A 14943-nucleotide genomic window follows, 5' to 3' on the forward strand; every position below is an offset into this window, starting at 1 on the left:
TTATTTTACATGGCAATAAAAGATATAACGGGTATACTAGTAGCTTTTTTCTTTATGATACCAGCTTTCCACTTTACGTTGCAGGAGTTGTTCTACTAATTTGACCGATTTTTTAAACCGTTCCTCCCAGTTGCCGGTAATTTCTTCGTAGGGGATGCTGAATTTATCCAGCGTGCGGCGATGTGATAGGTCCAGCCGGTTTCTTTCTGTTTCGCTCAAACGGGTACCATCCTGCACATAATCTACATCGTTATTGAGATAAAGATAGAGGTCTGCTTTATTGGCCTGCCAGGTACCCTGGTCTATCTGCAGGGTTTCCCCAAAAGCATATTCACCGTAGGATAAAGTAATATGAATATCCGTATCAATGATCAGCAAAGGGCTTTCTCCTAACGCCATCTGCCTGATGCCGGCGGCATGTGTTGCAGCAATCAGGTATAGATCATCGGTGTTAAAGTCATTGGAGTCGGCTACAATATCCCGGGCGGCTTCCATCACAGCGCCTGCTTTAAAATGTGTGGCCAGCTTGCGGGTTAGCGTGGTTTTGCCGGTCGATTCTGTACCCAGCAATACTACTTTAGTCACCAGCGATGCTTTTACCGCATCCGGTAAATACGCCCATGTATTCAATAAGTCAGCCCTCACGTTGGTGGCTGATATGGGATAAAGATTTTTTTCTATGTTAAAGGGAATATGGCGTATACCCATGAACCCGGCTACTAAATCGCCATAGGGTTCAGAGGTGACTACTATATTATAATCCGGAAAAAGCGTTTTAAACTGCGCTGCCCATATCTCCGATACGGCAGCAGATGTTTCGGAGGTATTGGGAAGCAACTGTTCATCGTAGCAGTAGGTCAGGATCTCTATTTGCGGTATATGCCGGAAAGTATCTTCCAGCCAGGATTGCCGGAGGGTGGCGGGTATTGGCTCCTGGTCGCTGCAGCAAACCAGGACTGTTAAGAAGTCACAGGCAGACAAAGCAAAGTTAATCATCGCCTCATGTCCTTTATGAAAAGGCATAAACTTTCCAAACACAAATGCTTTATTCATACACAATTTTAATAAAAAAAATTTTATCAGAAACTATATTTAAAAGCTACATATACGTTTCGTGGCGCCTGCACAAAGTATTGCCGTGTACCATCTGCTGCCACAGATCCGTTGTTGTAGTACTTTGTGTTGGTGAGGTTGTTAACAAAAAAGGATACCACATAACGTTGAAGGGTATACTGAATTCTTGCATTTAACAACACGTATTCTTTGATGGTAGCGTTGTTGGCAAAGTTAATATAGGACTGACCTTGATACCTGCCGGCTAAGGCGAGCAGCAAGCGTTTATGTAAGTACGCCACCTCCTGGTTAATGATCAGTGCAGGCGTTAAAATGGGACGGAAGGTAGTTGTTTCTTCTTTTATACGACTGTAATTAAAGGAAGAATTGTTGGTAAAGCTGAATGCGCTATTCAGCTGATAGGTGGCATATAATTCCAGTCCTGTTCTGAAGCTGCGCTGCACCTTATTCGTCAGCAATAAACCATTCGGTCCCAGTTGTCCGTTTAATACGATTTCGTTTTTGAAATTCATGTAATAGCCGTTGAACTGAAGCGCCAGCCGGCGGTTATTGATACGGATACCCAGTTCATGATCTATTACAGATTCCGGATCGCGGTTTACAATAAGTGCTTTGTTGCTGCTGTCTGCCGGCAGATCATCATTGCCACCGAAGATATCATTTCGGGTAGGTTCCCTCCCGGTTTTTCCAATGCTGTAGTAGATATTCGTCTGATCGTTTACCGCAAAGCTCAACCCCGCTTTCGGATTTAAAAAATGCCAGTTCATTTGTTCAAAAGGCACACTGCCTTTGTAATTGAAAGAAGAAAACCGGTATTGCAGATCTGCATATAACGAGAAGCGATGCAGGTAATATTCTATTTTGCTGAAGGTGCTTACTTCGTTTTTATAGCCATCATTTTTATACAATTCGCCCAATTGCTGATCTGTACCCACATGTTGCCGGGTGTAAATATTACCATGTATGCCTGTCGTCCATTTGAAGTGGTCGTATGCCAGGGTGTAGTTACTGAAGAAGCCAGAAAAATGAGAGCGGAACCCGTAATGGAATAAATTGTTATCTGAAGGTACTCCGATAAAATTATTTACATCGAAATCATAGCCACCTTTCAGGAAGGTATAATAAAGACTGGAAGTGAGGGTACCGTGGGGAGATGATTGCCATACGTTTTGCAGTTGCACGAGCCCCTGGAAAAACTGGTCTTTTTCCGCTTTTGTGTTGGCATTTGTTCTCCGGTCTTTTGTAATCAGGGAATCTGCTACCGGGAGCCAGGCCATGCCATTTTGCTGATGTCCGGCCATAACATTCATCTTCCAGGTACTTTTATGATAGAACAATCCACCGCTGATGAAAACGGACTGGGAATTATTGAAAGCATGATTTTTATAGCCATCTGTATATACCTGTGATGCCCTCACATATAAAGCCTTYCTGTTTTTAACACCGCTTTTATATTCTCCGAAAACCCGGAAACTGTTGTAGGAGCCATAGCCAATGCCCAGTGTGGCGCCGGCAGCATCGCTTAAGTCCGGTGAAAACAACTGCATACTGCCGGCATAGCTGGCAGCGCCGTTTTTTGAGGTGCCTACGCCCCGCTGGATTTGTAGTCTGCTGACAGAATTCAATATATCGGGGTAATTGGAAAAATAGGCACCCTGGTCTTCCGGTTCATTCAGTGGCATGCCATCCAGGGTGGTATTGACCCTGGTTTGGTCCATCCCACGTAAACGGTAGTACGAATATCCCTGCTGATTCCCGGCATCCGAATACACGGTAATGGCAGGTGTTTCAGATAGGAGGAAAGAAGGTTCCTGCCCGGTATTTTTCCCGCGCAATACCTTCATGTCTATGTTTTGATAGGTAACGGGCGTGGTTTTGTTAGCCCGGTAATTGACGACTACTTCTTCTAAATGCCGGCTGCTATCTTTTTGCTGTGTTAAAGCATCCTGCGCATGGGCTAACAAACTAAACAACAGGGATACAACGGTCGCTGATAAATATCGCTTCATGATCTGTGTACTGAAATTCCCTGGATTATAGACCACACGACTATACGTAATTGGTAAAAAATAGCAATGGTGGCCTGTTAGACAGGGAAATTATAATTAGTGTAATAATTACACAAATATATTAACTTATTCCAGCAATTGATTAACACGTTTGTGTTAGATTGTCTGCTATTGGTCTGGTAGAGGGAAACTTAAATAAACCCAATAAAGGACTATAAAAGCAACATCAAATATTTATCTTTATAGCTTTCTTCATCAAATACGAACATGGACATGAATAAGAAATGTATTATCGCTGGTCTGGTATGCTGTATGGGCCTGGGGTTGGTGAATACTACCCAGGTGATGGGACAGGTGTCAGCTATTAAGACAGAAACGGTGAATGGTGGATCGCTGATTGGACGCTGGGATATCAAAGTCAATGAAAATGGCGCAGACAAGCCTTCCTGGCTGGAAGTGGAGCTTTCCGGCTTCAGTACGCTGGTAGGTCGTTTTGTAAGCACCGGTGGCAGCGCCCGACCTATTTCCAAAGTAAACTTCGATAATGGCAAGTTCAGCTTCGCAATTCCGCCACAATGGGAAAGAGAAGACCGCGACCTGACATTGGAAGGAAACGTAACCGCCAGCGGCATCAGTGGTACTATACATACCAGCGGTGGACAGTCTTACTCATTTACCGGCGTAAAAGCGCCTGATATGAAACGCACTGGTGCACCAGTTTGGGGCAAGCCAGTGAAATTATTCAATGGAAAAGACCTGAGTGGCTGGAAAGCAGCAGGAGAAAACCAGTGGGTCGTAAAAGATGGCATCCTGAGCAGCCCGCATTCAGGTGCCAACCTGATCTCTGAACAAAAGTTTAAAGATTTTAAACTGCATGTAGAATTCAGGTATCAGAAAGGCAGCAATAGCGGTGTTTACCTGAGAGGCCGTTATGAAACGCAGATCATCGATAATCCTAAGACGGATCATCCCAACAGCCATCTGTTTGGTGGTGTATATGGTTTCCTTGTGCCTAATGAAATGGCAGTTGGTACTCCCGGTGAATGGCAGACTTTCGATATTACCCTTGTAGGCCGCCTGGTAACAGTAATTGCCAACGGTAAAAATATCATCTGCAACCAGGAAATTCCCGGCATCACCGGCGGTGCACTGGATAGCAATGAAGACGAACCAGGACCTGTTTATTTCCAGGGCGACCATGGACCTATTGAGTTCAGAAACATCACTATTACTACCGCTAAATAAACGGAACTTAAAAGCCGTCATCTTACTATACAAAATAAAAAACGTGATATGCTTCTCCGGAAGATATCACGTTTTTTATTTTACACAGAATTGGAAAATATTCATTTGAAATAGTAGCTTTAAGAAATTCGCGTACCACATTTTGTTCCCTTATGAAAAACACCATCCGCCAGCGTACCCGCCCATGCATGTTGTCTGCCATCGTTACTGCTTTCCTGCTTACTACTACCACCTCATTGCATGCACAACAAAAATGGATATCGTTATCTGCAAAAGGCAAACTGGTATATGATACAACTGCTCATGGCGATAAAATAATGGATTTCTCGTACGCCGGTTACAAAGGAGGAGGGGTGAAGATTCCGGAAGTGCCAGTGAAAATTTCCCTGCAGCCTGTTGCCGGAGATAATTCCACTGCTATTCAGGCGGCCATCGACCAGGTAGCAGCGCTGCCCCTGGTCAATGGCTGGAGAGGCGCTGTATTACTGGCCCCCGGCACCTACAATTGTGATAAAACGATTACGATACAAACCAGCGGTGTGGTATTGACAGGCAGCGGCCATAAAGAAAATGGAACGCTGCTGCAGTTAACAGGTGCGCCGCATGTAGGCGTGGTCATTAAAGGAAAGCCGGTATATGTTTTATCCGGCCCTGCGGCTGCTGTTACAGACGCTTATGTACCAGCCGGAGCTATGCAATTGCACGTTAGCAACCCTGCTGCTTTTCAGGCCGGTGATACTATTCGTATATCCAAACCCGTTACACCAAAATGGGTGAAGTTTATGGGCATGGATGACCTGGTTCGCGATGGTAAAAGTCAGACCTGGATCAATGGTGAGATCACCACAGACCGGATTGTGCAGCGGGTAAAAGGAAATACGCTGTTACTGGATGTACCGCTGACGGATAGTTACGATGCTATGTATACATCGCCACAAGGCACTACGGTAAATAAGATAAGTGTTAGCGGAGAAATCAGGGATTGCGGGATATCCAATTTCAGGATGATTTCTCCCACACAAACAGGTACTATTAATGACCGGCATCACCAGGCATTTTTTATCAGTGGTATTACAGATGCATGGGCTACTGATATCGATATCTACAACACGGTAAACAGTGTAAGTGTGACCGGCAAACGGGTAACGCTGGATCGCATCAATATCTATCACGACACGGTGACGGTAGGTGCTGCAAAGCCGGCAGACATTAATGCCAGCGGTCCGCAGTTGTTGGTGCGGCGTTGTCATATTACCGGTAGCAATGTTTTTTATATCGCTACCGGTGCAAAAGCGACAGGACCTATTGTAATAATGGATTGCCGGTTTGAAGGTGGTGGCTGGATTCAGCCCCATCAACGCTGGGCAACAGGCATGTTGGTGGACAATTGTGAAGTACCTGGTGGTGGCATCGAATTTATGAATCGTGGTGAAATGGGATCAGGTCATGGCTGGTCTATTGGCTGGGCAGTTGCCTGGAATTGTATGGCGAAATCTTTTCTGAATCAGCAACCTCCCGGCGCTATGAACTGGATAATAGGTTGCAGCGGTGAACGCCGTCAGGAAGGCCGGCCATTTGAAAGGATAGGAGTGCTACCTGACGGTATTTATGTATCACATGGTACACCAGTGCAACCAGCTAGTTTGTATTTACAGCAATTGCAGGAACGTTTAGGAAAGAAGGCAGTGGAAAATATCGAATGACTATAGTATGTTTTCAAAATATATAATCGATCACTTTACATTCCCATACTGTTATATCACATCACCGGTCGTGAAAAAATATTTTTCTGGTCAGAATATATTTGTATTATTGTGATAACCAAAATCTGTACAACGTTTAGTAACCTAATCACTAAAATTTAGCGGAAGTGTTGAGCACACATATGAAAGCACTATGAGCAATGCCGTAGCTGGCAATTAACCTTTTATTGCTGTTAACTGAATGACAACCCTTGTTGTCGTGGGCTGTCTGTAGTTCCGCGCAGGAAATGACATGTATTAATTCTCATACCATTTTTTCTAACCTAAACAAAACCCGCACATGAAAAAGAACATGTTAGTTGCCATGGCCATGCTGATCGCCATCGCCTTTGTTGCCTGTAAAAAATCTGCTGATGCCCCTGCAGAACCACAAACCTTACGTACTGAACAAGCCCAGAAAGTTTATTCTTACATTATCGGCCTGGGATTTTTCGCGCACACGATCGTTGAGCATCCTAACGAATTTATTGTAGAGGAAGATATCATCTTCCCAAAAAACATGAAGGTACCTGATGGCAAGGTGAGCACAGAACAGTACTATACTGGTAGTCTTGTTTCCGCCACCAATGTCACCAACATTCGCCTGAAGATTGATCCATCGATGACTTCTATGACATCAGAAATCAATTCTGCCATTGCCCAGTGGAACAGTGTTTCCGGCTGTACGATTCACTGGACCGTAACTACCGGCACTTCCGATGTGCTGATCACCGATTTCAACCTTGGCAGTGGCATTTGCGGTCAGGGTACTTTCCCGTCCGGCGGAGTAGCAGGTAATCTTATCCGCATCAACAAAGCTTATATTGCGGGTAACAGCTTTGCACAACGTGCACGCACCATCTGCCATGAGATGGGCCACAATGTATCATTCAGACACACTAACTGGTCTGCTATCGGCGAATCAAGCGCTACTCCTGTTCCAGGCGTAGGTGGCACCGATGCTTCATCTATCATGAACGGTGGCCAGTGCGGAAGCGGTGCTACTGTATTGTCTACAAAAGACAAACAGGCAGCCGTTGCACTTTATCATTAATTTTAACAGAGGTAGCCTTTAAATGACAAGCGTTTCACTATTACAGTGAAACGCTTGCTTTTATTTTTTAAAAAGATGTATAACCGGTTATGCCGCCTTTGCATTTTTTAGCTGTGCAGAAGTAATCATTGCTGGTTTCAGCTTAATGATGCCCACAAAGTTCAGCAGTTTCATTACCTGGTAACTCGGATCAAACTCATACCATTTCTTGGCGAAGTTAGGACTGTCTTTAAATTTGTGGTGGTTGTTCTGAAACAGTTCTCCCATCAGTATAATACCCCATGGAGAAGTATTCCTGGAATGGTCGCCATTTTTAAAGTTCTGGTAACCGTATTTGTGACCGCACCAGTTAACGATAGCACCCTGTACAGGTCCCATCAGGAAGTGGATCGGTAATAACAAATAGAGGTACCACATACCGGCTGGAACAAATACCGCGTAGAACGCAATATATACGGCTATCCAGGCAAGACGGGTAATCCTGCTGTCACCGAATTTGTCCAGCGCATCCCATTCTGGTAATGGTTCCGCCATGAATTTAGGATCGATGGTGCTGGTACGGGTTACAAAACCATTGTAGATTTTGCGGGTCTGTACCATCATGCCCCAAACGTCTTTAAAGAAGTGTGGAGAATGCGGATCGTGCTCGGTATCGCTGAATTCATGGTGCATGCGGTGCATAACGCCATAAGCTCTTGGAATCAGGTATGATGAACCTTGGAAAAACCAGGTACTGAAATAAAAGAAACGTTCCCAGAATTTACTGGTGGTATACATCTGGTGAGATGCATATCTGTGTAAATAGAAAGTGTGAAAGAACAATGAAAAGAACCAATGCACACAAAAGAATATCAGAATAGCTGTCATTTCTATACGTTGATATGTGATGAAAAATTGTTAGGGGAGAATTGATATCTCCTGCTTTACGTAACAAAAATAAATCTTCCCTATCTCCTTTTCGTTCACAAATGTGAAGAAATCAACCTCCGTTCATTATTTCTCTTCTTAAGCGGCTTAAGCTCTGTGGGGCAATGCCCAGGTAGGAAGCAATGTAGTAATGGGAGAACTTATTTAACAAATAAGGCGTTTCTTTTAACAATTGGAGGTATCGCTCTTTGGCGGATTTTGTAAATAAGTTGAAAGCGCGCTGATACGTATAGCTAAACCCGTTGTCGGTGAATATTTTTACGATGTCGTGCATTTTGGCGGATGCCGCCATCATAATTTCAAAGTCTTTGTACTGCAGCTCTACCGCCTCCAGGTCCTTGATCACTTCTACCGTAAGTGCGGAAGGCGTTTGGTTAATGAAGCTATGATGGTCTATAATAATGGAATTTTCGAAAGTCGCATCTTCGTCATTGAAATTGAATGTCCAGGTGTATTCCTGTCCCTGATCGTTGACAAAAAAGGACCTGGCGGAGCCTGAAATGACAAAATACATCGCCTCACATACATTACCTCCTTTAAATATCACCTCGTTTGCTTTATATTTTTTCTCTGTCAGAAAGCTGGATAGATATTCGGCATCTTCATCACTCACTGTGGTGAATTTAGAAATAAAGTCAACAATCATTTTCATTGGCCAAAGATAGATGTAAGGGTGGTAAAATAGCCACTAACTTACACATTTTAGGCATTCGGAGCTAAAAATAATATAACGCAGTTCCCCGTATTAAATGAAATGCCAGGGAATGGTCCCTGGCATTTGGCTGATTATTTATTTTTCCAGCTGAGCAAGCGAAGCCCAGTTACCTGAGTCATCTTTAAATAATGCTTCCAGTCCGTAGAACTCCTGTTTAGGTGCTTTAATAAATTCAACACCTTTGGCTTTTAATTCCTCATAAGTAGCGTAGATATCTTCGCAGGTAAAAACACCAAATCCAAAAGTACCGTTTCTCACCAGGTCTTTCACCACTTCGATGGTTTCTTTGGGGAATTGTTTGCTTTCCACGATGGGCGTTAACACAATTTCAAAACCAGGTTGCTCAGGCGGTGAAACGGTTAACCAGCGGGTATCTTTTCCCATAGGGACATCCGTGATAACTTTAAATCCCAGCTTGTTAACGTAGAAATCGTAGGCGCTGTCCTGGTTAATAACATGTATACCTACATGCGTTAATTTAGTGATCATGGCTTGTATGTTTTAATTACATGAGCAAAGAAAGTGTATCCTGTGAGCATCCATTTCTCCGAAATTGCTATTATTATAACCAACCGTTTTTATCCGCTATACAGGCGGGTATAAAGTTTAAAGGCGACGTTAATATTTGCGTTTTTATTTTTTGTTGCTGTGCTAAATAGGCAGAAGGTGTAATACCAATCATCCGTTTAAACAAGCTGCTAAAGGAACCCAGGCTTTCAAATCCGATGGCATAACAAACATCTGACACGGGCGTATTGGCTTTCAGTAATTCTTTTGCTTTTTCTATTCTCACAGATACCAGGTACTGATGTGGTGTTTTCCGGTAGATAGTTTTGAACAGCCTGATGAAATGAAATTTAGAGAAGTATGCTTCATCTGCAACATTTTCCAGGTCGATAGGTGTAGCATAGTGCGCGTCAATGAAAAGCTTTGCCTGCACCAACCTTCTGTATAAATATATTTTAGGGTACTGCTCTTCCATCATTTTTCATTTTTTATTTTGCTGTAGTTGTCCTGTAAAATTAGACTAACAAGCGTAATAGTAAGCGGTGTGAATGTGCCTAATACAGGGCAAATCAGGACATTTAAGCTGCTTTTGGGGCAATGTCGTAAACAGCCCGTTTATTGTCTCATATCACCCTTTTGATTCCTGGAAGAACGAATACCTTTGTGAGGTGATGATGATTCATGCGTGTGATAACATCTATCAGGTTCCGTCATTTTTACCGGTAATATCAAGTCTTTCACCGGTAAAACGATGATGCTGACCGGAAAGTTTTTTTGATTAGTGCAGGTCATCTATATCTTTGAAGAAAGATTGCCACTTTTCACCACAACGATCTGAAAGTCCCGGTAGAAAGAAAGTCTATGTAAGTCGTCATCCAACTAGAAATCTATTTACGTTTCCAAACAAGTACTATGCATACGTCCAAAAAAGCCGCTATTAGTTTTATTTTCGTTACGCTGCTAATTGACATTATGGGATGGGGGTTGATTATTCCCGTAATGGCAGATCTTATTGCCCAGTTAAAACATATCCCGGTTAACCAGGCCAGCACCTACGGTGCATTGTTATTATCCGTTTTTGCGATTGCGCAGTTTTTGTTTGCACCAGTAATCGGCAACCTGAGTGATAAATACGGACGTCGTCCTGTTTTATTATTGTCTTTATTCGGCTTCGGGGTGGACTATATCATCCTGGCGCTGGCTCCGGCCTATGGCTGGTTATTTGTAGGACGGGTGATTGCCGGTATTACTGGCGCCAGTTTTACCACCGCCACTGCCTACATTGCGGATGTGAGTACAGATGAAACATCCAGGGCCAAGAATTTTGGGTTGATTGGTGCTGCCTTCGGTCTTGGTTTTGTGCTGGGACCTGCACTGGGAGGTTTGCTTGCCCACTGGGGCATCCGGGCTCCTTTCTATGCTGCCGCGGCACTCTGCCTGTTGAATTGTTTGTATGGCTACTTTTTCTTACCCGAGTCGCTCAGTAAAGAAAACAGACGTCCGTTTGAATGGAGAAGGGCTAATCCACTTGGTTCGCTGAAATTTCTAACCCAACATAAGGAAATAGGCGGGCTGGCATTGAGCTTTTTCCTGATTTACCTGGGCGCCCAGGCAGTACAGGGCAACTGGAACTTCTTTACGATCTATCGTTTCAACTGGAGCGAGACGATGGTGGGTATTTCCCTTGCCGTGGTAGGCGTGCTGGTAGGCGCTGTGCAGGCTGGGTTAACGAGGGTAGTTAATCCCAGAATCGGCAACGAAAAAAGCATCTATCTTGGATTAGGACTTTATACCCTGGGACTCGTTCTGTTTGCCTTTGCCACGCAGGGCTGGATGATGTTTGCTTTCCTGATTCCATACTGCCTGGGAGGTATCTGCGGACCCTCACTGCAATCAGTCATATCAGGCCATGTACCGCCTAATCAACAGGGGGAACTGCAGGGAGCACTTACCAGTTTAATGAGTCTTACTGCCATTATAGGGCCATTGATGATGAATGGCACGTTTGCCTATTTCACTTCCGCTAAAGCGCCATTCTATTTCCCTGGCGTACACTTTTTAATTGGTGCCGTGTGCATGTTGCTCAGCATCATTATTACGTATAAGGTATTGAACCGGAAAAAAATAGCCCGTCCTGAGTTGTTGGGGGTGATTAAAGGGAGCGAAGAATTAAAAGGTACACCAATGCACTAAGGATTGGTGGATTCATTATAAAACAAGCGGCCTTCCAATTATCTGATTGGAGGGCCGCTTTTTTATGTTTTATTGTGAACCATTGAATCAGGTTATTTACTTCACTTAGATACAGGAAAGGTGAGGAGCACACCTGGTTGTCTGGAACCAGGGCGTAATAACCGAAGTTCCGCTCAAATGGATCTCCGCGCTTCGTCAGATAGACAAGGACAAAGTTCACATTTTAACAGATCCCTGGGATCCTGGAAGCGCTATCTGGGAACTCGATGTCACATTGCCGGAGCTGCAAAAAATAAAACCATTTACCGATTATCTCGGGGGGGAATATACGGAGGACGTGATCTGGTAAGTAATAAACGCGAATTCCAGTCTTACTTCGCCGATCCTCTCTCCACGCTTTTAATATCTTCCTCTCTGTTCTTTTTAAAATCAAAATGATTAAAAGCAGGTGTGCTGGGTACTTGTATCGTGTAGCTGTCCAGTAATGATATCTCCACGGTAATGTCGCTGGTGATCAGATCTACGATATGTCCGCCTGCATCTTTCTGGTCGGATAGATAATGAAAATGATAGCCGGAGATATTGGTATTGTCCATGTACACAGGTAAACGATATCCAATGAGATCGCCGCTGCTTTCTTTGTATTCGAAGAAATGCTGGCGGTTCAGCATACCCGCGAGCTGCGGATAGGGTTGTTCATTTACCGGCGGGAAAGCCCGTGTTTTGATATATTGAAATTTACCTTTTATATGGATGGCGTACATGCCATTTGCATTGGGCATGAGGCTATCCAGGTAGTGGTAGAAGTCGGCCTTGCTCATATTTTTTCGTACGTGCAGCACCGTGTTTGCCTCGAAGTAATTGACCATGCAGAAAGGAACCAGGTCCTGCGAATGGGGCATTTCAAAAGTTTTGCCGCTGGACTGTGTCTGGTAGAACTTTCCGTTTAGCACCATGATTTCCCCGTCCAGCTTATCCGGTGCGCCCAGACCAAAATCTCCTTTTGTTTTTAGAGAGTCGATGGAGTAGAAGCCGTCATATAAACCACCCATTAATCCGCTGGCTACGCCTGCTGTAAAAAGGTGGTGATGATCAGGATGAAAAGTAGTATCCTGTTTGTTGGCAGTTGCGGTTGCAAATGCTGGCAATACCAGTAAAAGAACCATTATTTTGTAATAAATTCCTTTTGTATGTTGCATAAGTAATGTCGGAAGAAGTGTAAGAAAACAGGCCATAGCGGCCCGAAACAAGGCACTAAGTTATATGATTATAAATTACCATAAAAATAAACGTTCGTTATTTCTACAGGAATTTCGTTAATTAAAGGATGATTTCAACAAAATCTATAGAAACCTATGCTTGAAAATATTTCATCGGGGCAACCGGCCGCTCCGCGAAAATTACATATCCGTATTATTACCAACCTCACCTTTTGGGTGCTGATCGCTATTATTGCCGGCATATTGCTGGGCAGCCTGGCGCCTGCTACTGCCGTGAAAATGGAAATTATCGGCAAAACCTTCATCGATATCATCAAGCTGTTTATTGCACCGATCATATTTCTGACCATCGTTTTAGGAATCAGTGGCATGGACGACCTGAAAAAGGTGGGACGAATAGGGGTGAAGTCGCTCGTTTATTTTGAAGTCGTATCCACTATTTCCCTGGCAGCAGGAGTGCTGATGGCGCTATTGATTCAGCCGGGAAAAATTGATAAGTCCAGGTTACAGGTCCAGAACGCATCTAAATATACTTCCGGGGCAACGGAAAGTTTTGATTGGTTGAACTTCTTCCTGAATAACCTTACGCTACAGGTGCTGCTGGCGGCTATCGTCATTGGTATTCTGTTGAATTATTCCCGGCACCGCCAAAAAGCGGTTGCAGGGCTGAGTAAATTATCCAAACTGGTTTTCAAAGCATTGAAATATGTGATGTACCTGGCGCCATTAGGTGCTTTTGGAGGCATGGCTTATACCATCGGTAAATTTGGTTTGCATACGCTGGTGCCGTTAGCCAAGTTGATGGGAACGGTTTATCTCACTATGGCCATTTTTGTTTTCCTGGTGCTGGGAAGCATTTTGAGGTATTATAAGATGAGCATCTGGAAGTTCCTCAAATACATCCGGGAAGAGCTGTTACTGGTATTGGGTACTTCTTCTTCAGAATCTGCATTGCCTTCTATTATGCTGAAGCTGGAGAAAATGGGCTGCAGTAAATCGGTGGTGGGGCTGGTGGTTCCTACCGGCTACTCTTTTAACCTGGATGGCACTTCTATCTATTTGTCGATGTCGGTTATTTTTATTGCACAGCTATACGATGTACACCTGAGTATCGGGGAAATGCTCAGCATTATAGGGATACTGATGGTGACTTCCAAAGGGGCAGCGGGCGTAACGGGCAGTGGGTTTATTGTGCTGGCATCTACCTTAACGGCCATACATAAAATTCCGGTGGAAGGATTAGCCTTTTTATTGGGGGTAGACAAATTTATGAGTGAGGCCCGGGCGATCACCAACATTATAGGCAACGGGGTGGCGACGATTGTGATTGCCAAAAGTGAAAAGGAATTTCATCCGGAAGCAGCCACCGCACCCGAGTATGCGGATGCAGCTTAGTGGATAGTTTATAAAATATTTTTTAATTTCAGGACATGGGGGATCGTCCGGTTCAGTTTGCAACAGGCACTTATGTAGGTAAAAAAGTGAAGGAGCGCATGTTTGGGCATATTCACACCAGCGAAACTTCTTTCGCTGCGGATATGTCATCGGAGTGGCACTATCATGTTAATCCGCATTTCTCACATATCATTACCGGCGGCAGTAAAGAAGTCAGAAAGGACGGGGCAGACCGGCAGTTTGCCGGCGCCGGATTGTACTATCACCCGGGTGTGCCTCATCAGAATGTGGATTACCTCTCCGGTACCCGCATTTTCAACATTGAACCTGGGGAAGCGTTTTTTAAAACCTATGGATTGCCGCATCCTCCCGCTTCCCTGATGTTTGGTCATAACACCCAGCTGAATACCGGTGGTATTATGAAGATGATGAAAGAACATTACCTGAACGATACGGACTCGGAAATTGCTATTGCGCAGTTGTGTATTGAGCTGGTACATTCCTATAAAGATGATTTTCGCTGCTTCCCGGAGTGGACAGAAAAGATAAAAACCATTATGTACGATCATTGGAATGTGCCGCTGTCGCTGCCCTTTCTGGCGGAACAGCTGGGACTTCATCCGGTTAGTATTTCCCGGTATTTTTCCAAATATTTTGGCTGTTCTGCGGGTGAATATCTCAGGAAGATAAAAATAGAAAAAGCCATTTCCCTGATCAGAACAAATGATCATTCCCTCACGAGTATCGCCTATGAATGCGGTTTTACAGACCAGGCGCATTTCACTAAAACCTTCCAGCGGATCACCGGATTATTGCCCCGTCAATACAGGAATATCTGACCGGGCAGGTTAATTGCATACAA

Annotated in this window: 13 protein-coding genes; 6 read left to right on the plus strand and 7 right to left on the minus strand. The window is 44.1% G+C overall.

Translation table 11 applies throughout. The features are described 5' to 3' along the window. Nucleotides 1–36: 36 nt before the first annotated feature. Both AC1DP6_RS26545 and AC1DP6_RS26550 read right to left on the minus strand, forming a co-directional pair. Nucleotides 37–1053: an AAA family ATPase gene (locus tag AC1DP6_RS26545; protein ID WP_477057559.1), complete on the minus strand. Its 1017-nt coding sequence runs from the start codon at nt 1051–1053 to the stop codon at nt 37–39. 26 nt (nt 1054–1079) lie between these two features. Then, nucleotides 1080–3083, minus strand: a complete 2004-nt coding sequence (locus AC1DP6_RS26550; RefSeq protein WP_477057560.1) for a TonB-dependent receptor — start codon at nt 3081–3083, stop codon at nt 1080–1082. A gap of 273 nt (nt 3084–3356) precedes the next feature. Here AC1DP6_RS26550 and AC1DP6_RS26555 point away from each other — a divergent pair, with 273 nt between their 5' ends. The 3 genes from AC1DP6_RS26555 to AC1DP6_RS26565 all read left to right on the plus strand — a co-directional run bounded on the left by AC1DP6_RS26555 (nt 3357) and on the right by AC1DP6_RS26565 (nt 7124). Beyond that, nucleotides 3357–4328 (plus strand): 3-keto-disaccharide hydrolase, encoded by a 972-nt coding sequence (locus tag AC1DP6_RS26555; protein ID WP_477057561.1) that lies wholly within the window; start codon nt 3357–3359, stop codon nt 4326–4328. A 152-nt stretch (nt 4329–4480) separates the two neighbouring features. Further along, a complete protein-coding gene (locus tag AC1DP6_RS26560; RefSeq protein ID WP_477057562.1) occupies nt 4481–6031 on the plus strand; it encodes a hypothetical protein in 1551 nt (516 codons plus the stop codon). 340 nt (nt 6032–6371) lie between these two features. Next, a complete protein-coding gene (locus AC1DP6_RS26565; RefSeq protein WP_477057563.1) occupies nt 6372–7124 on the plus strand; it encodes a M57 family metalloprotease in 753 nt (250 codons plus the stop codon). A gap of 87 nt (nt 7125–7211) precedes the next feature. Here the strand turns inward: AC1DP6_RS26565 and AC1DP6_RS26570 are convergent, their stop codons facing one another. The 4 genes from AC1DP6_RS26570 to AC1DP6_RS26585 form a co-directional block, all read right to left on the minus strand. Further along, nucleotides 7212–7991 carry an acyl-CoA desaturase gene (locus AC1DP6_RS26570; RefSeq protein WP_477057564.1) on the minus strand — a complete coding sequence of 260 codons (780 nt, stop codon included), beginning with the start codon at nt 7989–7991 and terminating at the stop codon, nt 7212–7214. A 112-nt stretch (nt 7992–8103) separates the two neighbouring features. Then, the gene (locus AC1DP6_RS26575) at nt 8104–8703 is read right to left on the minus strand and encodes a Crp/Fnr family transcriptional regulator (protein ID WP_477024357.1); all 600 of its coding nucleotides are present in this window, start codon (nt 8701–8703) and stop codon (nt 8104–8106) included. Between the two features lie 138 nt (nt 8704–8841). Continuing rightward, nucleotides 8842–9255: a VOC family protein gene (locus AC1DP6_RS26580; RefSeq protein WP_441575990.1), complete on the minus strand. Its 414-nt coding sequence runs from the start codon at nt 9253–9255 to the stop codon at nt 8842–8844. 73 nt (nt 9256–9328) lie between these two features. Beyond that, nucleotides 9329–9751 carry a helix-turn-helix domain-containing protein gene (locus tag AC1DP6_RS26585; RefSeq protein WP_477057565.1) on the minus strand — a complete coding sequence of 141 codons (423 nt, stop codon included), beginning with the start codon at nt 9749–9751 and terminating at the stop codon, nt 9329–9331. 434 nt (nt 9752–10185) lie between these two features. Between AC1DP6_RS26585 and AC1DP6_RS26590 the strand changes: the two genes are divergently transcribed. Next, on the plus strand, nt 10186–11466 hold the full coding sequence (locus AC1DP6_RS26590; RefSeq protein WP_477057566.1) for a TCR/Tet family MFS transporter: 1281 nt from the start codon (nt 10186–10188) through the stop codon (nt 11464–11466). Nucleotides 11467–11837: 371 nt separating this feature from the next. On the opposite strand, the gene budA is transcribed toward AC1DP6_RS26590, so the two are convergent. Continuing rightward, nucleotides 11838–12632: an acetolactate decarboxylase gene (gene budA, locus AC1DP6_RS26595; protein ID WP_477057567.1), complete on the minus strand. Its 795-nt coding sequence runs from the start codon at nt 12630–12632 to the stop codon at nt 11838–11840. A 189-nt stretch (nt 12633–12821) separates the two neighbouring features. On the opposite strand from budA, the gene AC1DP6_RS26600 reads away from it, so the two are divergent. Together AC1DP6_RS26600 and AC1DP6_RS26605 are read left to right on the plus strand one after the other, a co-directional pair. Continuing rightward, nucleotides 12822–14081: a cation:dicarboxylate symporter family transporter gene (locus AC1DP6_RS26600; RefSeq protein WP_477057568.1), complete on the plus strand. Its 1260-nt coding sequence runs from the start codon at nt 12822–12824 to the stop codon at nt 14079–14081. Nucleotides 14082–14116: 35 nt separating this feature from the next. After that, nucleotides 14117–14920, plus strand: a complete 804-nt coding sequence (locus AC1DP6_RS26605; protein ID WP_477057569.1) for a helix-turn-helix domain-containing protein — start codon at nt 14117–14119, stop codon at nt 14918–14920. Nucleotides 14921–14943: the final 23 nt, after the last annotated feature.

It is taken from the genome of Chitinophaga sp. 01L420, from assembly GCF_056399985.1.

Bases quoted from the DNA above. Each gene is read 5' to 3' on its own strand.
- AC1DP6_RS26555 (WP_477057561.1), top strand. From the start codon at position 3,357: ATGAATAAGAAATGTATTATCGCTGGTCTGGTATGCTGTATGGGCCTG.
- AC1DP6_RS26560 (WP_477057562.1), top strand. From the start codon at position 4,481: ATGAAAAACACCATCCGCCAGCGTACCCGCCCATGCATGTTGTCTGCC.
- AC1DP6_RS26570 (WP_477057564.1), bottom strand. From the start codon at position 7,991: ATGACAGCTATTCTGATATTCTTTTGTGTGCATTGGTTCTTTTCATTG.
- AC1DP6_RS26600 (WP_477057568.1), top strand. From the start codon at position 12,822: ATGCTTGAAAATATTTCATCGGGGCAACCGGCCGCTCCGCGAAAATTA.
- AC1DP6_RS26580 (WP_441575990.1), bottom strand. From the start codon at position 9,255: ATGATCACTAAATTAACGCATGTAGGTATACATGTTATTAACCAGGAC.
- AC1DP6_RS26565 (WP_477057563.1), top strand. From the start codon at position 6,372: ATGAAAAAGAACATGTTAGTTGCCATGGCCATGCTGATCGCCATCGCC.
- budA (WP_477057567.1), bottom strand. From the start codon at position 12,632: ATGGTTCTTTTACTGGTATTGCCAGCATTTGCAACCGCAACTGCCAAC.
- AC1DP6_RS26605 (WP_477057569.1), top strand. From the start codon at position 14,117: ATGGGGGATCGTCCGGTTCAGTTTGCAACAGGCACTTATGTAGGTAAA.
- AC1DP6_RS26575 (WP_477024357.1), bottom strand. From the start codon at position 8,703: ATGAAAATGATTGTTGACTTTATTTCTAAATTCACCACAGTGAGTGAT.
- AC1DP6_RS26545 (WP_477057559.1), bottom strand. From the start codon at position 1,053: ATGAATAAAGCATTTGTGTTTGGAAAGTTTATGCCTTTTCATAAAGGA.
- AC1DP6_RS26590 (WP_477057566.1), top strand. From the start codon at position 10,186: ATGCATACGTCCAAAAAAGCCGCTATTAGTTTTATTTTCGTTACGCTG.
- AC1DP6_RS26585 (WP_477057565.1), bottom strand. From the start codon at position 9,751: ATGATGGAAGAGCAGTACCCTAAAATATATTTATACAGAAGGTTGGTG.